This is a genomic window from Balnearium lithotrophicum (assembly GCF_900182585.1).
GTDB lineage: Bacteria > Aquificota > Aquificia > Desulfurobacteriales > Desulfurobacteriaceae > Balnearium > Balnearium lithotrophicum.
Genome location: NZ_FXTM01000001.1, coordinates 61,103 through 78,931 on the forward strand (window position 1 = coordinate 61,103; position 17,829 = coordinate 78,931).

The window sequence follows — 17,829 nt, forward strand, 5'->3', positions numbered from 1 at the left end:
AACAATTCAATGAACGATTTAACGTTTTTTACAAACGAAAAGGGAAGAAGATTAATAGACAGGTTTAAAACACTATTTAAAGATACAAAAGAATTAGACATTATCGTCGGTTACTTTTACCTATCCGGCCTTTATGAGCTTCAAGATGAACTTGAAAAGGTTGATAGAATAAGAATCATTGTTGGAATGCAGGTTGGAAAAGAGGTATTTAATCTATTAGAAAGGGCAAAAAATATATCTGATTTAAAAGAAGAGTACCTTAATAATGTAGTGGTAGAACTCTCAAGCGGAGAATACGAGGATTTCCCCGAAAGAGAGAGGGCAATAAGGAAGTTTATCGACTGGATAAGAGAAGGAAAATTGGAAATAAGGTACTATCCCCATTCCCCTTTACATGCCAAGGTCTACATATTCAAGAGCAGAACCGGGATAGACTTAGGAAGAGTCATAACAGGTTCTTCAAACTTTACCTTTTCAGGGCTTAAGGAAAATTTGGAGTTTAACGTAGAACTAAAAAATCGGGCAGATGTTGAATTTGCAATAGACAGGTTTGAATCCCTCTGGAGAGAGTCTGTTGAAATTTCTGAGGAAGTTGTTAAAACAGTTAGGGAAAAAACGTGGCTCAACGATACGATTTCCCCCTACGAACTCTACTTAAAGTTCCTCTACGAGTTTCTCTACGACCAGATTGACTACGATAAGAAGGATGAATTTCTCTTCCTTCCACCCGGGTTTAAAAAGCTTCAGTACCAGTTGGAGGCTGTTGTTGATGCCGAGTCAAAACTCAAAAGGTACGGAGGAGTTTTCCTTTCAGACGTTGTAGGGCTTGGAAAAACAGTAATTGCAGCTATGCTTACAGCAAAACTTCGGAAGAAGGTTTTGGTCTTTTCACCGCCTCACCTAATTGATTACTGGGAAGATGTACTGAGGGAATTTAGAGTTCCGGCAAAGGTAATCTCCTCAGGACGTCTATCAAGGCTTTCCCCGAAGGAATTTGAGGATTATCCCGTTGTTATTGTTGATGAGGCCCACAGGTTTAGAAACGAGGATACCCAAAGCTATAAAAACTTACACTCAATATGTCAGGGTAAGGAGGTTATCCTCTTAACAGCTACGCCTTACAACAACAGACCTTCCGATATAAAGAGCCAGCTTTTACTCTTTCAGGAGAGGTACAGTTCAAACATACCGGGAGTTACAAACCTTGAGGACTTTTTCTCCCAGTTGGAGAGGAGAATAAAGGAGGTTGATAGAAAAAAAGACCCGAAGAGATTTAAAGAAGTTCTAAAGGAGTGCGGAAAAGAAATCAGGAGTAAAATCCTGACGTATGTCATGGTAAGGAGGACAAGAAAAGAGGTAGAGAAGTACTTTAAGGAGGATTTAAAAACGCAAAAAGTTTCCTTTCCAAGGATTAATCCTCCGAAAAGAATTTACTACCTACTTGATAGAGAATTAGAAAAACTCTACGATGAAACGATAGAGACGATTAAAGACCTATCCTATGCAAGGTACAGACCTGCCCTTTACCTAAAGAAAAAACTTAAGAGTAACGACCCGGAACTCCTTTCACAGATGAACCTCTCCGGCCTCATGAAAACGCTCCTTTTAAAGAGGTTAGAGAGCAGTTTTGAAGCGTTCAAGAGGAGTTTAGATAGATTTTTGGACTCCCACGAAAAGTTTTTAAGAATGTTTGAGGAGAAGGGAAAGGTTTACGTTAGTAAGGAAGTTGATGTATACCAGCTTTTAGACGAGGATAACCTTGAAGAGCTCTTAGAACTTGTAGAGAAAGGAAAGGTTAAGGAGTATAAAAAGGAGGAGCTCTCAAAAGAGTTTGAAGAAAACCTAAGGTCTGACACGGAAAAAATAAGGCTTTTAAGGAACAGGTGGTATGGAATAGAAAAGGACCCCAAGTTGGAGGAGTTCCTTAAACTCCTGAAGAAGGATTCCGTTCTCAAAAATTCCAAAAAGCTCCTCATCTTTACAGAGTCGTCAGAAACTGCAGATTACGTTGGAGAAAAGCTAAAGGAAACATTTGGAGATTGTGTTCTAATTTACTCGTCAAAGTCAAAATCCTCACTAAGGGAAGAGATAATTTCTAACTTTGACCCAAATGCAAAGAGGAAGGAAGACAACATTAGATTTCTCGTAACCACCGATGTTCTGGCAGAGGGAATAAACCTCCACCGTTCAAACGTTATAGTCAACTACGATATTCCCTGGAATCCGACGAGGGTTTTACAGAGGGTAGGGAGAATCAACAGAGTAGGAACAGAGTTTAAGGAAATTTACATCTACAACTTTTTCCCCGTAGGAGCAACTGAAAAGGAAATAGGTCTTGAAGCTGCAGCTGTGGCAAAACTGCAAGCGTTCCATGAAGCCTTAGGGGAGGATGCAAAGTACCTAACAGAGGAAGAGGAAGTAGATGCCCACGGTCTGTTTGAGAGGATTAACACTATAGAGGAGGATGAGGAGGAATCTTTCCTGAAATACGTGAAGCTTTTGAGGAAAATTAGGGAAGAGGAGCCGGAGCTCTTTGAGAGAATAAAGAAACTACCTAAAAAGGCTCGCTCAGGGAGGAGATTTAAGAGGGAGTTCCTGATAACCCTATTTAAAAAGGGAAAACTTAAAAAGATTTACATATCCTACAGGGATAGGGAACCTCAGGAGATAGACTTTTTAAAAGCAGTGGAGCTCTTAGAAACGGAACCATCGGAAAAAAGAGTGAAGATTCCAGATACCGTTTACTACGAACTTTTAAATAAAAACAGGAAAGCCTTTGAGAAATCCCTTGAGAGGGAAAGGGAAAAGTCAAGGAGCAGAAAGAGCTTTTCAAGGACTGAGAAAAATTTGATTAATAGTTTAAGAGCTCTAAAAAGTTCACTCAAGAATTCCTCAGAAAAGGAATCCGTTCAGAAACTTTTAGATGCGGTAATCAACGGAAGTGTCCCGAAAGGAGCTCTTAAAGACTTATCAAAGAAACTTAACGAGGCTAAAACCCTAAATGAAAGGAAAAAAGTCTTAATCGATTTTATAGACAACTTCCCACTTGAGGAGAAGAAAAGACGGGAAAACTTTGATTCTCCCTTAGAGGTTATAATCTCCCAGTACTTTGGAAATTGTTAGGATATAGAAAAAGATATAAAATCAAATATACAAAAACCAAATATGGAGGATTAATGCCTGTGACCAAGAAATTGATTAGTATGGACGAATCACTTGCAAGAGAGCTTTCCACCATCTCTAAAATACTTGGAGTCAGTCAAAGGGAAATAGTAGAAAAGGCACTTGATTTTTACTTTGATTATTTAGATGTAGCTGTTGCTGAAAAGATAAGTCAAGAGATAGAGGAAGGAAAAATGAAGGTTTATGAAGCTGAGGAGGTTTTTAAGGAGCTTGGAATAGATGTATAAACTTATGTTTTCTGAAGTAGCTAAAAAGGATTTAAGGGAATTTACAGTAGATGAAAGAATTTTTATCGCTGAAAAGTTAAAATATCTCGCTCAAAATTTCGAACTTCTCATAAAAACGAAAAAAGTAAGAAAACTTCGTGGAAGTAATGAACTTTACAGATTTGTAATCGCCAGGAAGGTAAGAGCAATTTTTAAAATAAAAAACAACGAACTCATTATATTAATTTTGAGAATAGGGAAAAGGAAGAATGTCTATAAAAACTTGTGATGAATCTGTAAGAAAGCTTATAGAAAATTCTTTTGATAGGTCAAATTTTGAGAATTTCCTGAAAACTGTCTTTGAATCGGCAGACTTTAATGAGAGATTTGAGATATCGGATTTAGAAGACTATCCTGAGAGGTTCAGGAAGGCCATTAAAAAGGCCGAAGTTCTTGGAACCTACGAGGACAGTGAAAACAACAGGATTCTCTTTCTAACAGTTGAACTCAACAGGGAGTTAACCCTTGAAAGGGCAAGGAAAACTCAGAGAGATTTTGTAGCAAGGATTATTGATGACTACAGTGCAGAATCTGCCTTGGTTGCCTTTTACACGTCCGAATCGGAAAATTGGAGGCTTTCATTTGTCCTAAAGAACTACACCTACACCGAAAATGGCGTTAAGGAGCTCCTCACCTCTCCAAAGAGGTTCTCCTTCATTGTTGGAAAAGGAGAGGCTTCCAAAACGGTTTGCCTTCAGCTTTCAAAGCTCAAAAACTCGCCTAATCCTACGTTAAGGGAGCTCTTAGACACATTTGGAATTGAGAAAATAAATGAGGAGTTTTTCAAGAGATATTTGGGTTACTTTAAGGAGCTCTGGGCAGAAATCTACCGCCAGATAAAGGGAAAAACGGAAAAGGCAGAAAAAAAATCAAAGGAGGCGGCTCACCAGCTCTTAAACAGGCTCACGTTTGTTTACTTCATTCAGAAAAAAAGGGAGTGGTTCAACCTGCCGCAGAATGAAAGCCTTATAGGATTTTTAGTAAAGGAGTACAGGAAATTTTTAGAGAAAAACCCTGACAAGAGGGATACATTTTATTCGGAGTGGTTAAAACCGCTTTTTTTCTACGCATTTAACGGAAAGAGGGGAGAGATAAATTCAAAGTACAGTTACCTTCCTGAAAGGGTAAGAAAGGTATTAGTTGAAGCTCCATACCTCAACGGAGGACTCTTTGAGGAGAACGAATTGGACCAGCTTCAATTTAAAGTTCCCGATGAATTTTTCCTAAAAGAAGACCCTTACAGCAGAAGTAAGGAGGGGGTTATTCCTTTTCTGAACGGCTACAACTTTACAGTTGTTGAGGACTTGGAGGACGATAGAGACCTTGCCGTTAACCCGGAGTTCATAGGAACGGTTTACGAAAAGTTGGTTCACATTGACTCCTCATCTGCCCTTCAAAATCCTGAGAGGGAGATAGATGCAGAGGGAATTTCAAAGGGAATCGTTTACACAAAAGAGCCCGAAACAAGGTTTATGGTTACTCAGTCACTCCTCTTTTACCTTCTAAAAAACACGGAACTGCCGGAAGATGTAGTTTACGAATTCATCTTCAACGACGACTTTAAGCCGGAAAACAGGGAAATCTATACAACGTTGGAGAGAGCTCTAAACGACCTCAAAGTTGTTGACCCTGCCTGCGGAAGCGGAGCATTCCTTGTTGGGATGGTTGATTTTCTCTACAAACTCTACGAAAAACTGTACAGGTTTGACCCTGAGAAGAGGGAGAGCTCCTACGCACTCAGAAAGAGGATAATAGAGAACAACATCTATGGCGTTGATGTAATGGAGTGGGCTGTAAGGATAGCGGAGCTCCGACTCTGGCTCTTTCTCCTTGTGGAGTCAAACCTCTCAAGGGAACAAGTTCTCCTAAAACCTCTCCTTCCAAACCTTTCCTTTAAAGTAAGGGCGGGAGACAGCCTCATAGAGGAAATTGGAGGAATAGACTTTTCTGTTTTGAGGAGTAAGAGGAAAGAGCTCCTTTCAACACTTCCCCTCTCTTCAGGAATAAAGAGGAAAATCACAAATCTTAAAAAGAAAAAACTTGATTACGCCAAAAATGTGCCTGGAGCTCCAAAGAAGTGGGAAATTGAAAAGGAGGAATTTAACCTCTTTAGAGAAATAGTAGAGGAAAAAATCAGGCAAATTAAAAGAAAAATTGACTCCGAAAAACTGCGCCAGCCCTCTTTTGAAAAGGACCTCTTCGGTAAGACTCAAAAGAAGGAATTGGAGCTTTTTGAAAAACAGAAAGAGAAGAGAATAAAAGAGCTTGAGGAAGAATTAGCACTGTGGCAGAAAACAGAAGAAGCCCTTAAAAAAGGAAAGAGACCATTCATTTGGGATATAGACTTTGTTGAAGTTTTCTATGGTGATAAAGGAGGCTTTGACATAGTTATAGGCAATCCACCCTACGTGAGGCAGGAGAAAATAGCTCCACCTAACGAAAACGAGGAGGACTACAAACATAAACTTTCTGAATGGAAAAAGCTTAAAAAAGAGTATAAAGAGAAACTACAAAGTATGGTCGTTAACCTGTATGGTAAAGAGTTTAAACCGGACGGAAAAGCCGACCTGTACGTTTACTTCTACTTTAAAGCTCTGAGCCTTTTAAACAGGAATGGAACACTGTCATTTATAACGTCAAACTCGTTCCTTGACGTTGATTTCGGAAAGACACTCCAGGAGTTTCTACTCAAAAGGACAAAAATCTACTCAATAAACGACAACCAGAGTAAGAGGAGCTTTAAAGAGGCCGACGTTAATACGGTAATTGTCTTTACATCTGCACCGACGGATAAGAGAGGAGAGAAGGAAAATCTTGAAAACACCGCAAGGTTTGTAATGTGGAGAGCTCCCTTCTCAGACTTAGTAAACAGCGAAAAGTTCAAGGACTACCTAAAGTTTATATACAGCTTGGAGCCGAAAGTGGAGGATAAAGATTTGACGGAGCTCTCAGAGAACGTTGTTAACGGAGAAGCCTTTAGGGTTTTTCCAATAAAACAGAAAGACCTTTTAAAAGACGGAACGAAAGACGGAAAGTACTCGGGCAACAAGTGGGGAGGGAAGTTTTTAAGAGCTCCGGATATTTTCTTCACAATTCTCAAAAAGGGAAAGGGGAAACTTGTAAGGCTTGGAGACATTGCAGAAGTTAGGTTCGGCATAAAAACAGGGGCAAACGAATTTTTCTACGTTGAGGATGTAACCGAGAAAATCGGCAGTGAGGAAATTGAAAGAATTGAGAATTTAAGGGAAATATCCGGTATCGATGAAATTAAGGAGGGGGGATTAAGGGTTGTAAAGCCGAGCAGGTGGAAAAAGAACGATAGGGACTACAGGCTCTTTCTGATAGAGGAAGAGTTTTTAAAACCTGTAATAAAAAGCCCGAGGGAGCTCAAAACAATAGTTGTAAGGGAAGAGGATTTAAAGTACAGAGTTTTTATGTGCAACAGAAATAGGGAGGAGCTCTCAAAAACTTTTGCCCTTGACTATATAAAGTGGGGAGAAAAACAGGGATTCCACAAAAGACCTACGTGTAGGAGTAGAAAAGAGTGGTGGAATTTAGGAAACAGAAAAATTAGCGATTTTATTGTTTCTGCAAAGGTTGGAGAACGTTTCGGTTGTTGGAAAAATGGGAAGTTTTTAGTAGATAAAATTTTATATGATATTTTTCTTAAAAAGGAAAGGAATAGTAAAAAAATATTAATTACCCTCAATTCACTAATTTTTCGCTTGTTTGTAGAAATATCTTCTCGCCAATTAACGGGAGCTCAAGCGATTTCTGATATAGATGTAATAGTTTATAAAGAAAGTCTTATGCTTAATCCAGATTTTATTAAAGATGATTCTCTACTAAATGAAAATTTCGAAATTCTTTCAATTTTCACTGAACTTGGCTTTGACCCGAACAAACCGATAAGAGAACAAGAACCCAACCCGCTCCCCGACCGAAAAGCCCTTGATGACATAGTCTTTGACGCCCTCGGCCTAACAGAAGAGGAACGCAAAGAAGTCTACTACGCCGTCGCCGAGCTTGTATATAATAGGCTTAATAAAGCACGGAGCATATAAGAGGAGGTTAAAATGGAAATTTCTTTATTAAATACTCCACTCGATTTTAAATTAATGTTTTTTTTTTATTGTTGCATTAACTGTAACAGTAGTTTTTGTTCTTAAGTTTAATTTTAGCAAGAGAAAAGAGAAGAATGAACAAATAGTAAATATTTCAAAGAATAGAAATGTTTCAAGAATAAACGTTAGCCAAAACATATTTAACAATCATGATAAGGAGGAGTAATGAATACTCCTACGACAAAAATGAGTGTGTCTATTGAAAATAATAGTAATATTCCTGGAGGAATTAATGTAGAGCAAAATATAATAACCATTGATGGTATTAGCAACCTACTGTTCTCGTTCAATACATGGTGGACACCCTGGAGTTTTTTAATATATTCCTCAAACTTCTCTACTGGAGTCTTATAACCAAGACCTTGATGAGGCCTAACGAAGTTGTAAAAGTTTAGATACCTAAATAGCTTTCTGTTCATCTCATCAACTGTCGGCTCAGTCCCTTCTATCATCCACAGTTCCTTCTCCACCGTCTGTATGAACCTTTCAACGTGGGAATTGGTCTTGGGAGACCTCGGATAGCTGAAGTAGTGTTCTATTCCCCTCTCCTTAAGGTAATCCTCTAACTCACCAAGGAACTCACTTCCGTTGTCTGTCTGAACTTTCTCTATTTTGAAGGGAAGAAACTTTTCAAGTTCCTGGAAGAACCTTTTCCCACTCCTGCTGCTTTTTGTAGAATAAACCTTTGCAAAGCCTATTCTGGTGAATTTATCTATTGCTGAAAACTGGTAGAAGGTTTTTCCGCACCAGTAGAGGTATTTGACGTCTATGAGGACTGTTCCGGGTTTATCGGCTCTAAGTCCTCTTCTGGTGCGGTTCTTTCTCCCTATTTGTTTTCTTTTCTTAAAGTTCCATGTGAGTTTTCTGGTTCTTTCTATCAGATTGTTTCTCTTTAAAACTCTGTAGATGGTTGAAGGAGAGACTTTTATGTCGAGGTATTTTTCTATAAAGACTGATATTTTTTCTTTGCTCCAGGTAGGGAATTTTTCTCTCACTGTGATTATGAGAAGTTCAAGTTCTGGTTCTATTTGAGGTTGTCTTACTCTGTGGGGTCTTTTGTTTCTGTCTTTGAGGCCTTCTAAACCGTACTTTTTGTATCTATTTTTCCATTTGTAGAAGGTGGTTGGACTTATTCCGAAGTATCTGCAGGTTAGTCTTGCATTTTGGTGTTTTTCGTAATGTTGAATCCATTTAAGTCTTTTTCTCACGTTTGGGTCTTTTGTTAGGTCGAGTTTGGTTTTTATTTTCGTTCCTCTTTTGATTGTTTTTTTGAAGGGTGTATTTGATATGTGCAGGGATGTTCCTTTGAATTTCTTTAATTGTTTCATTGGTGGACACCTCCTTTTGTTGGAGTTTAAATCTTATTTTAGGGTGTCCATCTTCTTTCTGAACTTCAACAAGAGAAAACTTTGCCTATGCTACCTTCAGAAAAAGAGCTTACGTTTTAAGAAATTTTAGGGAAATAGTTGGAGATTGTTATCTTCAGGCTTTATCTAAAAAGCATTTAGACGATTACATCTCACACCTTTTAGCAACGGGAGTTTCCAGGAACACGGTGAATACTCACCTAAGACATTTAAAGGCCTCACTAACTAAAGCAGTTGAATGGGAGTTTATAAAAGAACATCCTTTTAAGGGATATAAACTCTTAAAGGTTCAGCAGAAGCCTCCAGCCTTTTTATTACCAGAACAAATTGAGAGAGTTTTGTCAGTTATAGATAATGATTTCTGGTCTTTTGTTTTTAAGATTTTCATCTATACAGGGATGAGGCTTTCAGAAGTTGCCAACCTTCAGTGGAAAGATATTGACCTTAACAGAGGAGTTATAACAGTAAGAAAAGCTAAGAATTATCAGACAAGGGTCATTCCCCTGCACCCTAAACTAAGAGCTGAAGTAGAGAAAAGACTTCCAGCCGTTGGAAAAGTAGTTCCCTATCACAAGGATTACATCTATCACAAGATAAAAGGTTATCTCAAAAAGGCTGGTTTCCCTAATTTAAGAGTTCACGATTTAAGGCACACTTTCGCCAGCCTAATGGTAATGAGTGGGGTGGACTTAAAAACGGTTCAGGAACTTTTAGGGCATCAAGATTACAGGACAACCGAAATCTACGCTCACTTGGCTCCTTATCATCTCCAAGATGCAATCAGAAAACTCCCTATTTAAATACACTTTTGCACCCAATTTGCACTCACCTTAGTTTCAAGGCATTGAGGGAAGGACTTTCTATGATTACTCGTAATGCCCAGGTCGGGGGTTCAAGCCCCCCGCCAGCACCATTTATAATCTAATAACGGAATCGGCATTTACCAATGCTTGAACCACATCGTAAGCGTTTGAAGCTACTCCAACCTCAAGGTCATCCAAAAGATTGAAGTAGTTTAAACACGTTCCGCAGCAGATTATTTCAACTCCTCTTTTTGAGAGCTCCTTTAGAGCTCCCAAAATCTCCTTATCTTCTCCTTTACAGGCAAACCTTACTGCAGTGTTTATTAGAATGATTTTTGAGGGCATAGAGTCGGCATTTAGAAATGTGTTGAAAAATCCCTTCATGAGAATTTTTCCCAACTCCTCGTTCTCTCCAACGTGTGTTGAAGCCACAAGTACAACAACTTCTTTTCTCTTTTCCTCTTCCTTTTTTTCAACTTGAGACTCACTTACTGTTTTCTCTCCTTTTGTAATGAAGATATGATATTCCCCGTCCTTTTCTTCAACTTTAACCTTACATCCTGCCTTTTCAGCAAACCTCTTAACGTTTTCCCTTGATGCCCTGTTATCAACGATAACCTCTATGGTTCCTGACTCTATCTCTTCTAAAGCTTCCTTTGTTTTCAGAACGGGAACGGGACAGGCAAGACCCTTACAGTTAACGACATTCATTTTCTCCCTCCTTCAGGAAATTTCTGACTCTCTCCAAGAGTTCCAACGTTAAGCCCAACTCCGCAGAACAGTTCTCAACAGATATGACCTTGGGGTCTAAGATTAGAAGAAGTTCGCAGGGTAGACAGTAATTCCTATCCTTTACGTGCTTCTCCCAAAACTTTCTTAAATCGATTTTTTCTGTTGGAATGCCCAAACTTTCCGTTTTTTGAAGTTTGTCCTCGAGGTAAATTAGTTTTGTTTCTCCGTACTCCAACTCAGCCAACGTATATCTGTCGTCACTCAGTTTTTCCCTTAGTCTCAACGAACATTTTCTCACTGGTTTCCCTAAATATCTGGTTTGCAATTCTCCTGAAACACTCCCTCTTCTTCTCCTCAATTTCTGAAGCACTTCCATAGGCATTGAAGAAGCCGTACCTTCTCAGCTTAAACGTTTTAAAAGGTTCCTTAAAACCGTACTTGAAGAGCTTGACGGTTACTCCAACTGTTAATCTGTACTCCCTTGCCGTATCCCATTTGTCAAAACCTACGGCAGTTTCGTACTCATAGTCAACTGAGGGTTTCACAACAATTGTTACGTCAGGAATTGGTTTGGTATCCACCTTTAGCCTCGGGTCTGACGAGAAGACATCGTTTGCGACCCTTGTAAAGATAACGTCAAGGCTTTCCTCTGAGGTTCTGTTTGTTACGGGCTCCAAGTATACGTGTTGAACCCTCCGGGGCTTTTTACTAATGGGAGCCGAAGCACAGCTCCCCAAGATAAAGGTTAAAACCAAAAGGATGTACTTCAAAACTACCTCACGACTACGTTAATTATCCTTCCAGGCCTGTAGATAAATTTAACTATTTCCTTATCTGAAATAAACTTCTTAATCTTTTCACTCGAAAGGACAATCTCCTTTACCTTTTCCTCATCGGCATCAACAGGTACTTCAACAACATCCCTTACCTTTCCGTTGACCTGAACAGGAATCTCTACACTCTCCTTTTTAAGAGCTTCCTCCTCAATCTCAGGCCACCTCTCCTCTGCAAGCAGTGTACCATGTCCTGTCAGTTCCCAGAGCTCCTCACAAATGTGAGGGGTAAATGGATAGAGCATGACTATTATCTTTTCTATCGCTTCCTTTAAGGCACTGTAATCCCCATCGGTTTCAGCCTCAAATGAGGATGCTGAGTTAAAGAGCTCCATTATTGAGGCTATTGCGGTATTAAACTTGAACCTGCTTGAGAGTTCCCCAGTTACCTTCTGGAGCGTTTCGTGAACTTTTCTCCTGAGTTCCTTTCCCTTTTTGGAGAGCTCTCCTTTAAATTCCATCTCAAAAAGGTCCTTTTTATCTGTGACAAACTGATAGAGTCTCCTTAAAAACCTGTAAGCTCCCTCTATTCCTTCTGTCTTCCACTCAAATTCAGCTTCCGGGGGAGCAGCAAAGAGAACGTAGAGCCTTGTTGCATCTGCTCCGTACCTTTCCACCATGTCCTGAGGATTTACTATGTTGAGCTTGGATTTACTCATCTTTGAGACTTCGCCGTACTCCCTTTCAAGTTTCCCAAGGAGCTCCTCTAAGTCATCTATGAACTTTGATACTTCCTCCGTCTGAAGTAGAAGGACTGCATTGTCTCCGATTGATATGTGGTACCTCTTCATAAGTGAGCCAATCGTTTCAGTTAAGTTTGTATCCTTACCTGTAAGGGCTTTTATCAAAGCGGAGATTGGACTGTCCTCCCCTAAGTTAAAGGCCTTCAGTAAATTCTTAACACTTACCCACCTTTTGTTGACCATTCCCTGAGTTAAGAGGTTTTGGAATGGTTCTCCCCTTCTGAGAAATTCAGACTGCTTGTGCTCCTCATCTGCCTTAAACAGCCCCAAGTCCCTCAGAACCTTTGTAAAGAACCTTGAGTAGAGGAGGTGAAGGACTGCGTGCTCAATTCCTCCAATGTACTGGTCAACAACCATCCAGTAGGAAGCCTCTTTGGGGTCAAATGGAAGTTCCTCCTCCTTTGGGGAGCAGTACCTCAAGAAGTACCAGGAGGAGTCAAAGAATGTGTCCATCGTGTCCGGGTCCCTCTTTGCTGGAGCTCCACACTTTGGGCATTTCGTGTTGATAAACTCAGGAACCCTCTCCAAGGGAGAACGACCCTCCCCTAAAAGTGGAGCTTCCTCTGGGAGCTTTACGGGGAGCTCTGAGTCAGGAACGGGAACAATTCCACAGTTTGGACAGTGAACCATTGGAATAGGCGTTCCCCAGTACCTCTGCCTTGAGATGTTCCAGTCACGAAGCCTGTACTGAACCTTCCTCCTTCCCTTTCCTAATCTTTCAAGTTCTTCAGTTATAGCTTTTTTAGCTTTTTCACTCTCCATGCCGGAAAACTTTCCACTGTTTACCAAAATTCCGGGCTCTGTGTAGGCCTCAGCCATCTCATCTGGATTGAGCTTTTCGCCTTCTGGTTCTATAACAACCCTTATCGGCAGTTTGTACTTCTTGGCAAACTCAAAGTCCCTCTGGTCGTGGGCAGGAACCGCCATTACAGCACCTGTTCCGTACTCCATGAGGACAAAGTTTGCAGTGTAAACGGGTACTTTTTCGCCTGTTAACGGGTGAACGGCGTAAACTCCAAGGAAAACCCCTTCCTTCTCGAGCTCTCCGCTCTCCCTCTTTCTCCTGTCAGTTCTCCTCATCCTCTCAACAAATGCTCTAACCTCCCCTTCCTGTTTCGTCCCCTCTGAGAGTTTCAGTGTGAAAGGATGTTCAGGAGCTAGAGCTATGTATGAAACGCCGAAAAGCGTATCAGGTCTTGTTGTAAAGACTGTTATTTTTTCTCCCTTTTCCGGAACGTCAAATTCAACGAGAACTCCCTCGCTCCTTCCTATCCAGTTCTTTTGCATCGTTATTACAGGTTCCGGCCAGTGTCCCTTTAGGAGTTCCAAGTCCTGAAGGAGCTCCTCCGCATAGTCGGTTATCCTTAAAAACCAGCTGTCTATTTCCTTCTGGACAACCTCTGTTCCACACCTCCAGCACCTTCCCTCCTCATCAACCTGCTCATTTGCAAGAACCGTCTGGCAGGAGGGACACCAGTTAACGTTTGCCTTAGCCCTGTAGGCAAGACCCTTTTCGAACATCCTAATGAATATCCACTGGTTCCACCTGTAGTACTCAGGAAGACACGTAGCAATTTCCCTGTCCCAATCGTAGGAAAATCCCAATCTCTTTAGTTCTTCCTTCATGTTTTTAATGTTTGAAAGTGTCCAGCTTTTAGGATAGACACCACTCTTTATTGCAGCGTTCTCTGCCGGAAGTCCAAAGGCATCCCAGCCCATAGGATGGAGAACGTTGTATCCAAACATTCTCTTAAACCTTGCAATGACGTCCCCGATAGAGTAGTTCCTCACATGTCCCATGTGGATTTTTCCCGAAGGATAGGGAAACATCTCTAAAACGTAGTATTTCTCCTTTTCAGATGGTTTACTCTTAAATACCTTTTTCTCTTCCCACGCCTTTTGCCACTTTTCCTCTATCTCTTTAAAGTCGTACTTCATTTTTACCTCCGGAGAAAATTGTAGGAAAATAATATCTAAAAATTACTTAACATAAGGAGGCATTATGTCTGTTCCTGAGTCACTCTTGAAGGTAGCTGCCATCTTCTTTGACATCATATTTGTCCTTCTGGTGGCCTACGTGGTCTTCATTTTTGGAATTAGAATTTTTTGGTCTTTTAAATCAAAGAGATTAAAAGGAAAGGAGCTCCCAGAAACTAAGGAGTTTCTAAGACTTAAGAAAGGGAAAGGAGTCATCTACATCTATGCCCCAAACTGTAAACCGTGTAAACTCGTTGACCCTGTGATAAAGAAGCTTTCAAAGGAGATTAAGGGAGTTCCATTTGTGAGAATAAATGCAGCAGAGGACGTAGAGTTGGTTAGAAAGTTGGGAGTTCTTGCTACACCTACTGTTATAATAACTGAAAGAGGAAGGATTAGGGAAATTTTAATAGGTCCCGTTACGGAGGGGACGATAAGGGAGAAACTAAAGTGAAAATTACCTTTAACGGTGCTGCTCAGGTAGTTACAGGAAGCTGTCATTTGATTGAAACAGGGGAAAAAAAGTTCCTCCTTGACTGCGGAATGTTTCAGGGAAGTGAGGAGCTTGAGGACTTAAATCCAAAGTTCACATTTAACCCTGAAGAAATAGACTTTGTCATCCTCTCCCACGGCCACTTGGACCACTGTGGAAGGCTTCCCTACCTAATAAAGAGGGGGTTCAGGGGAAAAATCTTTGCAACATCGGGAACGATTGATATCTCCCGTCAGATTCTCATGGATGCAGCTCAGGTTCAGGAGGAGCAGATAAAGACTGTCAACAGGAGGCGTTTGAGGGAGGGTAAGAAACCTAAAAGGCTCCTCTATACGTTGGATGATGTGTTTGACGTATTTTCCCACTTTAAGTCCTGTGATTACCACAGGTGGTACGAGGTAGAGGGGATAAGGTTCAAGTTCTTAGATGCAGGACACATCCTCTGTTCTGAGACTGTTGAATTAGAAGTTGAAGGAAAGAGACTCGTCTTCAGCGGGGACATTGGTAATAGGGGAAAACCGTTAATTAGAGACCCTGAAATTCCAAAGGAAGCTGACATTGTTATTATGGAAACGACCTATGCAGATAGAAAGCACAAGAGCTTTAAGGAGTCGGTTGAGGAGTTCAAGGAGGCAGTTCTAAGTACTTTCAAGAGAAACGGCGTTGTTTTAATTCCTACGTTTGCCTTAGAGAGGGCTCAGGACATTCTTTACATTCTGAAAAAGATGTATGAAGATGGGGAGCTCCCTCCGTGTAAAGTCTTTCTGGACTCCCCCCTTGCAATCTCAATAACCCAAACGTTTAAAAGACACCCTGAATGTTTAGAGGATAGGGTTTTAGAGGAGCTAAAGAGAAGAGGGGAGATTTTCAATTTCCCCTACCTTGAGTTTACAAGAAGGGTTGAGGAGTCAAAGAGAATCAACGATTACAGGGGAAGGGCAATAATAATTGCAGGAAACGGAATGTGTACAGGTGGAAGAATACTCCACCACTTAAAGCACAGGGCCTGGGACGAGAGGAACTCTATCATTTTTGTTGGCTATCAGGCTCAAGGGACAATAGGAAGGGAAATTGTAGAGGGTGCAAGGAAAATAAAGGTCTTTAACGAGTCTGTTGCTGTTAAGTTGAGGGTTTACACGATAAACGGTTTTTCCTCCCATGCAGACCAACCCCAGCTGTTAGATTGGCTCAAACGTACATCTGATAGAAAAACAGAGGTTATTCTCGTTCACGGAGAACTAAAGGCAATGAAACCTTTCAAGGAATTGGTCGAGAGGAAATTGGGAATAAGCCCTAAAATGCCGGAGCTCTACTCAACACTCGTTATTTAACCTTTGTTCCAGTTAGTTGGTATCCGTAACTTCCCAGCCTTAACAGGTTTATCCTTAAGGTTATCTGGTAGTTTATTTCATTCGTGTAGGTCTTTATCCATCTATAGGAAAGAATACCGTTCCAGCATCCCCTGTTTACTCTTAACGAGTACTGCCTCTCCCTGTCCTCGTTCAACCTTAAGTCGTACCTGTTCTGAAATGAGAAGCTGAGGTATTTATTAATTGGAAATGAGGTTCCCCATCTCAGATAGGTTATTTCCTCGGGATTTTGCTGTTTGTAGTAGTTGGTCCAGAGCTCCAGGCCAAAGGGAGCCTTTGCGGAAATGTAAGTGTTTGAAAATGAAATCTCACCTACTGATAGGTTGTAGTTACCACTCTCCCTTATGTTCAGCCACTCTGCGGGGGAGATTTCGAAATCCCAGTTGGCCTCCTCCCAGCCGTTGGATACTCTGTACTTTGAATCAACTGAGAACCTTGCAAGTCTCTTTCCCTGTAAGTACACAAATGTTTCCAAAGAAGGAGTAAGCTCCCTCGCTCCTTCCAATCTATCTGAGGAGTCAAAGAACGGGTTTGAAGACTGGTCTTCCGATTCCCTGTAGAAGAAGGCAATTTCAGGGTTTAGCGATACACTGAATTTCTTATAGTAGAAAAACTTGTTCGTTTTAGTTTCGTTCTTAAACTGCCAGATACTTCTACTTCCTCCTATCTGATAAAAGGTTAACAGGTACGAGAGTTTTGAGGTGTTTTTAAGAGTTCCAAGCCTTTTAACGTACCGTAGTGACGGTTCAGCATTGAGTCTATAACTACTTCCTCCGGCCTTTCTGTAGAAGTAGGTAACTTCAGAGTTTAGATTAAACGTTACTGGGAGCTTCGGTATCTTTGTATCCATAAGGTAAAAGTTAACGTTTGGAACCTGCTGGTAGGCGGTATCTGTTGAGCCGTTTAAGTACCTTAAGTACTGTGCATTTACATTAAAAATCGCTCTTTCCCAGAGTTTAGAGCCGGTTACGCTTGACTTTGTATAAAGTTGTGTCTGCTCCTCAACGTTGAAAGTTGTAGTGTCCGTGTAGTACCTTCGGCTGCTTACAACGTCAACGTTCGACTTTAAATAGAGGTAGTCAGAGGGATTGTAGTTGTGGAAGAACGAGAATTTCCAGCTCCTGTTTTCCTTCTTGATTAACTGGTAGTAGTCCAAATCTCCACTGTTTTTTTTCCCTAAAACATACCTCAGTTCACCTTCAAATCCCCTACCGTCTATCGTCCTTTTCTCAAGGGTTAGAGTTAAATCTGCACTCCTTCCGAGAACAAAGTAGACCGGTTGTTTGTACACAAAACCGTCCTTCTCAATGTATCCCACTCTCGGGGTTAGGAATCCAGATTCCCTTTTTCTCCTGATAGGTCCAGAAAGGTAAGGGGATACTACTATCGGTACTTCCTTTACTCTGAATGCCACCCATTTTCCGCTGAAACTTTTACCAATTAAAACTTTGAATTTCTTAGAACTTACAGACCAGTCGGGACACTTATGTGGACAGGGAGTGTACTCTCCATCGTAGGCAATCCATTCCTCTTCGGAAATTCTCTCAATTCTGTCAGCCTTTATCATGTCAGTCGGAGATAATTTTCCCTCCACTCTCTCAAGAACAGCCCTCTTTGTATTTAGGTCGTAGATGAGGTTCTTACAGTGGAGTTCCAAATCCCCTTCCCTTATAAGGACGTTTCCCCATACTCTCAAAATACCCTTTTCCCTGTCGTACAGAGCTCTGTCACCCTCTATTGTTACATCGGAGTACTTGACAATTACCCTTCCCTCAGCTTCAACTGTTTTATTAACATTTCCCTCGACTCTTTTTGCAGATATTTCTACCGGAACTTCCCCGGCAAATGAAACAGAGGAGAAAAGAATTAAGGTTAGAAGCAGTACCCTCTTCAATAGAGTTTCCCCTTTTTCAAATTATCCTCATAATTTTAAACTGA

At 40.8% G+C, this 17,829-nt stretch carries 12 protein-coding genes and 2 pseudogenes; 8 read left to right on the forward strand and 6 right to left on the reverse strand.

The annotated features are described in order from the left end of the window. The first annotated feature begins 9 nt into the window (after positions 1-9). From FN732_RS00275 to FN732_RS00290, 4 genes are read left to right on the forward strand one after another with little or no spacing between them, the layout of a single operon-like run. Entirely contained in the window at positions 10-3,123 is a 3,114-nt protein-coding gene (locus FN732_RS00275; RefSeq protein WP_142933372.1) for a helicase-related protein, read from the forward strand. Positions 3,124-3,176: 53 nt separating this feature from the next. Continuing rightward, positions 3,177-3,410 carry a ribbon-helix-helix domain-containing protein gene (locus tag FN732_RS00280; RefSeq protein ID WP_142933373.1) on the forward strand — a complete coding sequence of 78 codons (234 nt, stop codon included), beginning with the start codon at positions 3,177-3,179 and terminating at the stop codon, positions 3,408-3,410. Then, a complete protein-coding gene (locus FN732_RS00285; protein WP_142933375.1) occupies positions 3,403-3,678 on the forward strand; it encodes a type II toxin-antitoxin system RelE family toxin in 276 nt (91 codons plus the stop codon). Before FN732_RS00280 ends, FN732_RS00285 begins: the two co-directional genes overlap by 8 nt. Next, positions 3,659-7,513, forward strand: a complete 3,855-nt coding sequence (locus FN732_RS00290) for an Eco57I restriction-modification methylase domain-containing protein (protein ID WP_142933377.1) — start codon at positions 3,659-3,661, stop codon at positions 7,511-7,513. The genes FN732_RS00285 and FN732_RS00290 overlap by 20 nt, the downstream gene beginning before the upstream one ends. Positions 7,514-7,842: 329 nt before the next feature. Here FN732_RS00290 and FN732_RS00295 read toward each other — a convergent pair. Beyond that, positions 7,843-8,901 (reverse strand): annotated as a pseudogene (locus tag FN732_RS00295) (IS481 family transposase); the annotation flags it as partial. Positions 8,902-8,993: 92 nt separating this feature from the next. Here FN732_RS00295 and FN732_RS09795 point away from each other — a divergent pair. Both FN732_RS09795 and FN732_RS00300 read left to right on the forward strand, forming a co-directional pair. Next, positions 8,994-9,206, forward strand: a pseudogene (locus FN732_RS09795) (phage integrase SAM-like domain-containing protein); the annotation flags it as partial. After that, positions 9,189-9,740, forward strand: a complete 552-nt coding sequence (locus tag FN732_RS00300) for a tyrosine-type recombinase/integrase (RefSeq protein ID WP_281279901.1) — start codon at positions 9,189-9,191, stop codon at positions 9,738-9,740. The pseudogene FN732_RS09795 and the gene FN732_RS00300, both read left to right, overlap by 18 nt. Before the next feature lie 114 nt (positions 9,741-9,854). Here the strand turns inward: FN732_RS00300 and yedF are convergent, their stop codons facing one another. Genes yedF through leuS form a run of 4 tightly spaced genes read right to left on the reverse strand, consistent with a single transcriptional unit; the run spans position 9,855 to position 13,989 of the window. After that, a complete protein-coding gene (yedF, locus tag FN732_RS00305; RefSeq protein ID WP_142933383.1) occupies positions 9,855-10,454 on the reverse strand; it encodes a sulfurtransferase-like selenium metabolism protein YedF in 600 nt (199 codons plus the stop codon). Beyond that, complete coding sequence (locus FN732_RS00310) at positions 10,441-10,773, reverse strand: hypothetical protein (RefSeq protein ID WP_142933385.1); 333 nt, start codon at positions 10,771-10,773, stop codon at positions 10,441-10,443. Before FN732_RS00310 ends, yedF begins: the two co-directional genes overlap by 14 nt. Further along, on the reverse strand, positions 10,733-11,245 hold the full coding sequence (gene lptE / locus FN732_RS00315) for an LPS assembly lipoprotein LptE (RefSeq protein WP_142933387.1): 513 nt from the start codon (positions 11,243-11,245) through the stop codon (positions 10,733-10,735). The genes FN732_RS00310 and lptE overlap by 41 nt, the downstream gene beginning before the upstream one ends. A 2-nt stretch (positions 11,246-11,247) precedes the next feature. Beyond that, positions 11,248-13,989, reverse strand: coding sequence for a leucine--tRNA ligase (leuS, locus tag FN732_RS00320; RefSeq protein WP_142933389.1), 2,742 nt, complete (start codon positions 13,987-13,989; stop codon positions 11,248-11,250). Between the two features lie 64 nt (positions 13,990-14,053). Here leuS and FN732_RS00325 point away from each other — a divergent pair, with 64 nt between their 5' ends. Beyond that, positions 14,054-14,482: a thioredoxin family protein gene (locus tag FN732_RS00325; RefSeq protein ID WP_142933392.1), complete on the forward strand. Its 429-nt coding sequence runs from the start codon at positions 14,054-14,056 to the stop codon at positions 14,480-14,482. Then, positions 14,479-15,852, forward strand: coding sequence for an MBL fold metallo-hydrolase RNA specificity domain-containing protein (locus FN732_RS00330; protein WP_142933394.1), 1,374 nt, complete (start codon positions 14,479-14,481; stop codon positions 15,850-15,852). Before FN732_RS00325 ends, FN732_RS00330 begins: the two co-directional genes overlap by 4 nt. On the opposite strand, the gene FN732_RS00335 is transcribed toward FN732_RS00330, so the two are convergent. Beyond that, a complete protein-coding gene (locus FN732_RS00335; protein WP_142933396.1) occupies positions 15,845-17,785 on the reverse strand; it encodes an LPS-assembly protein LptD in 1,941 nt (646 codons plus the stop codon). The genes FN732_RS00330 and FN732_RS00335 overlap by 8 nt on opposite strands. Positions 17,786-17,829: the final 44 nt, after the last annotated feature.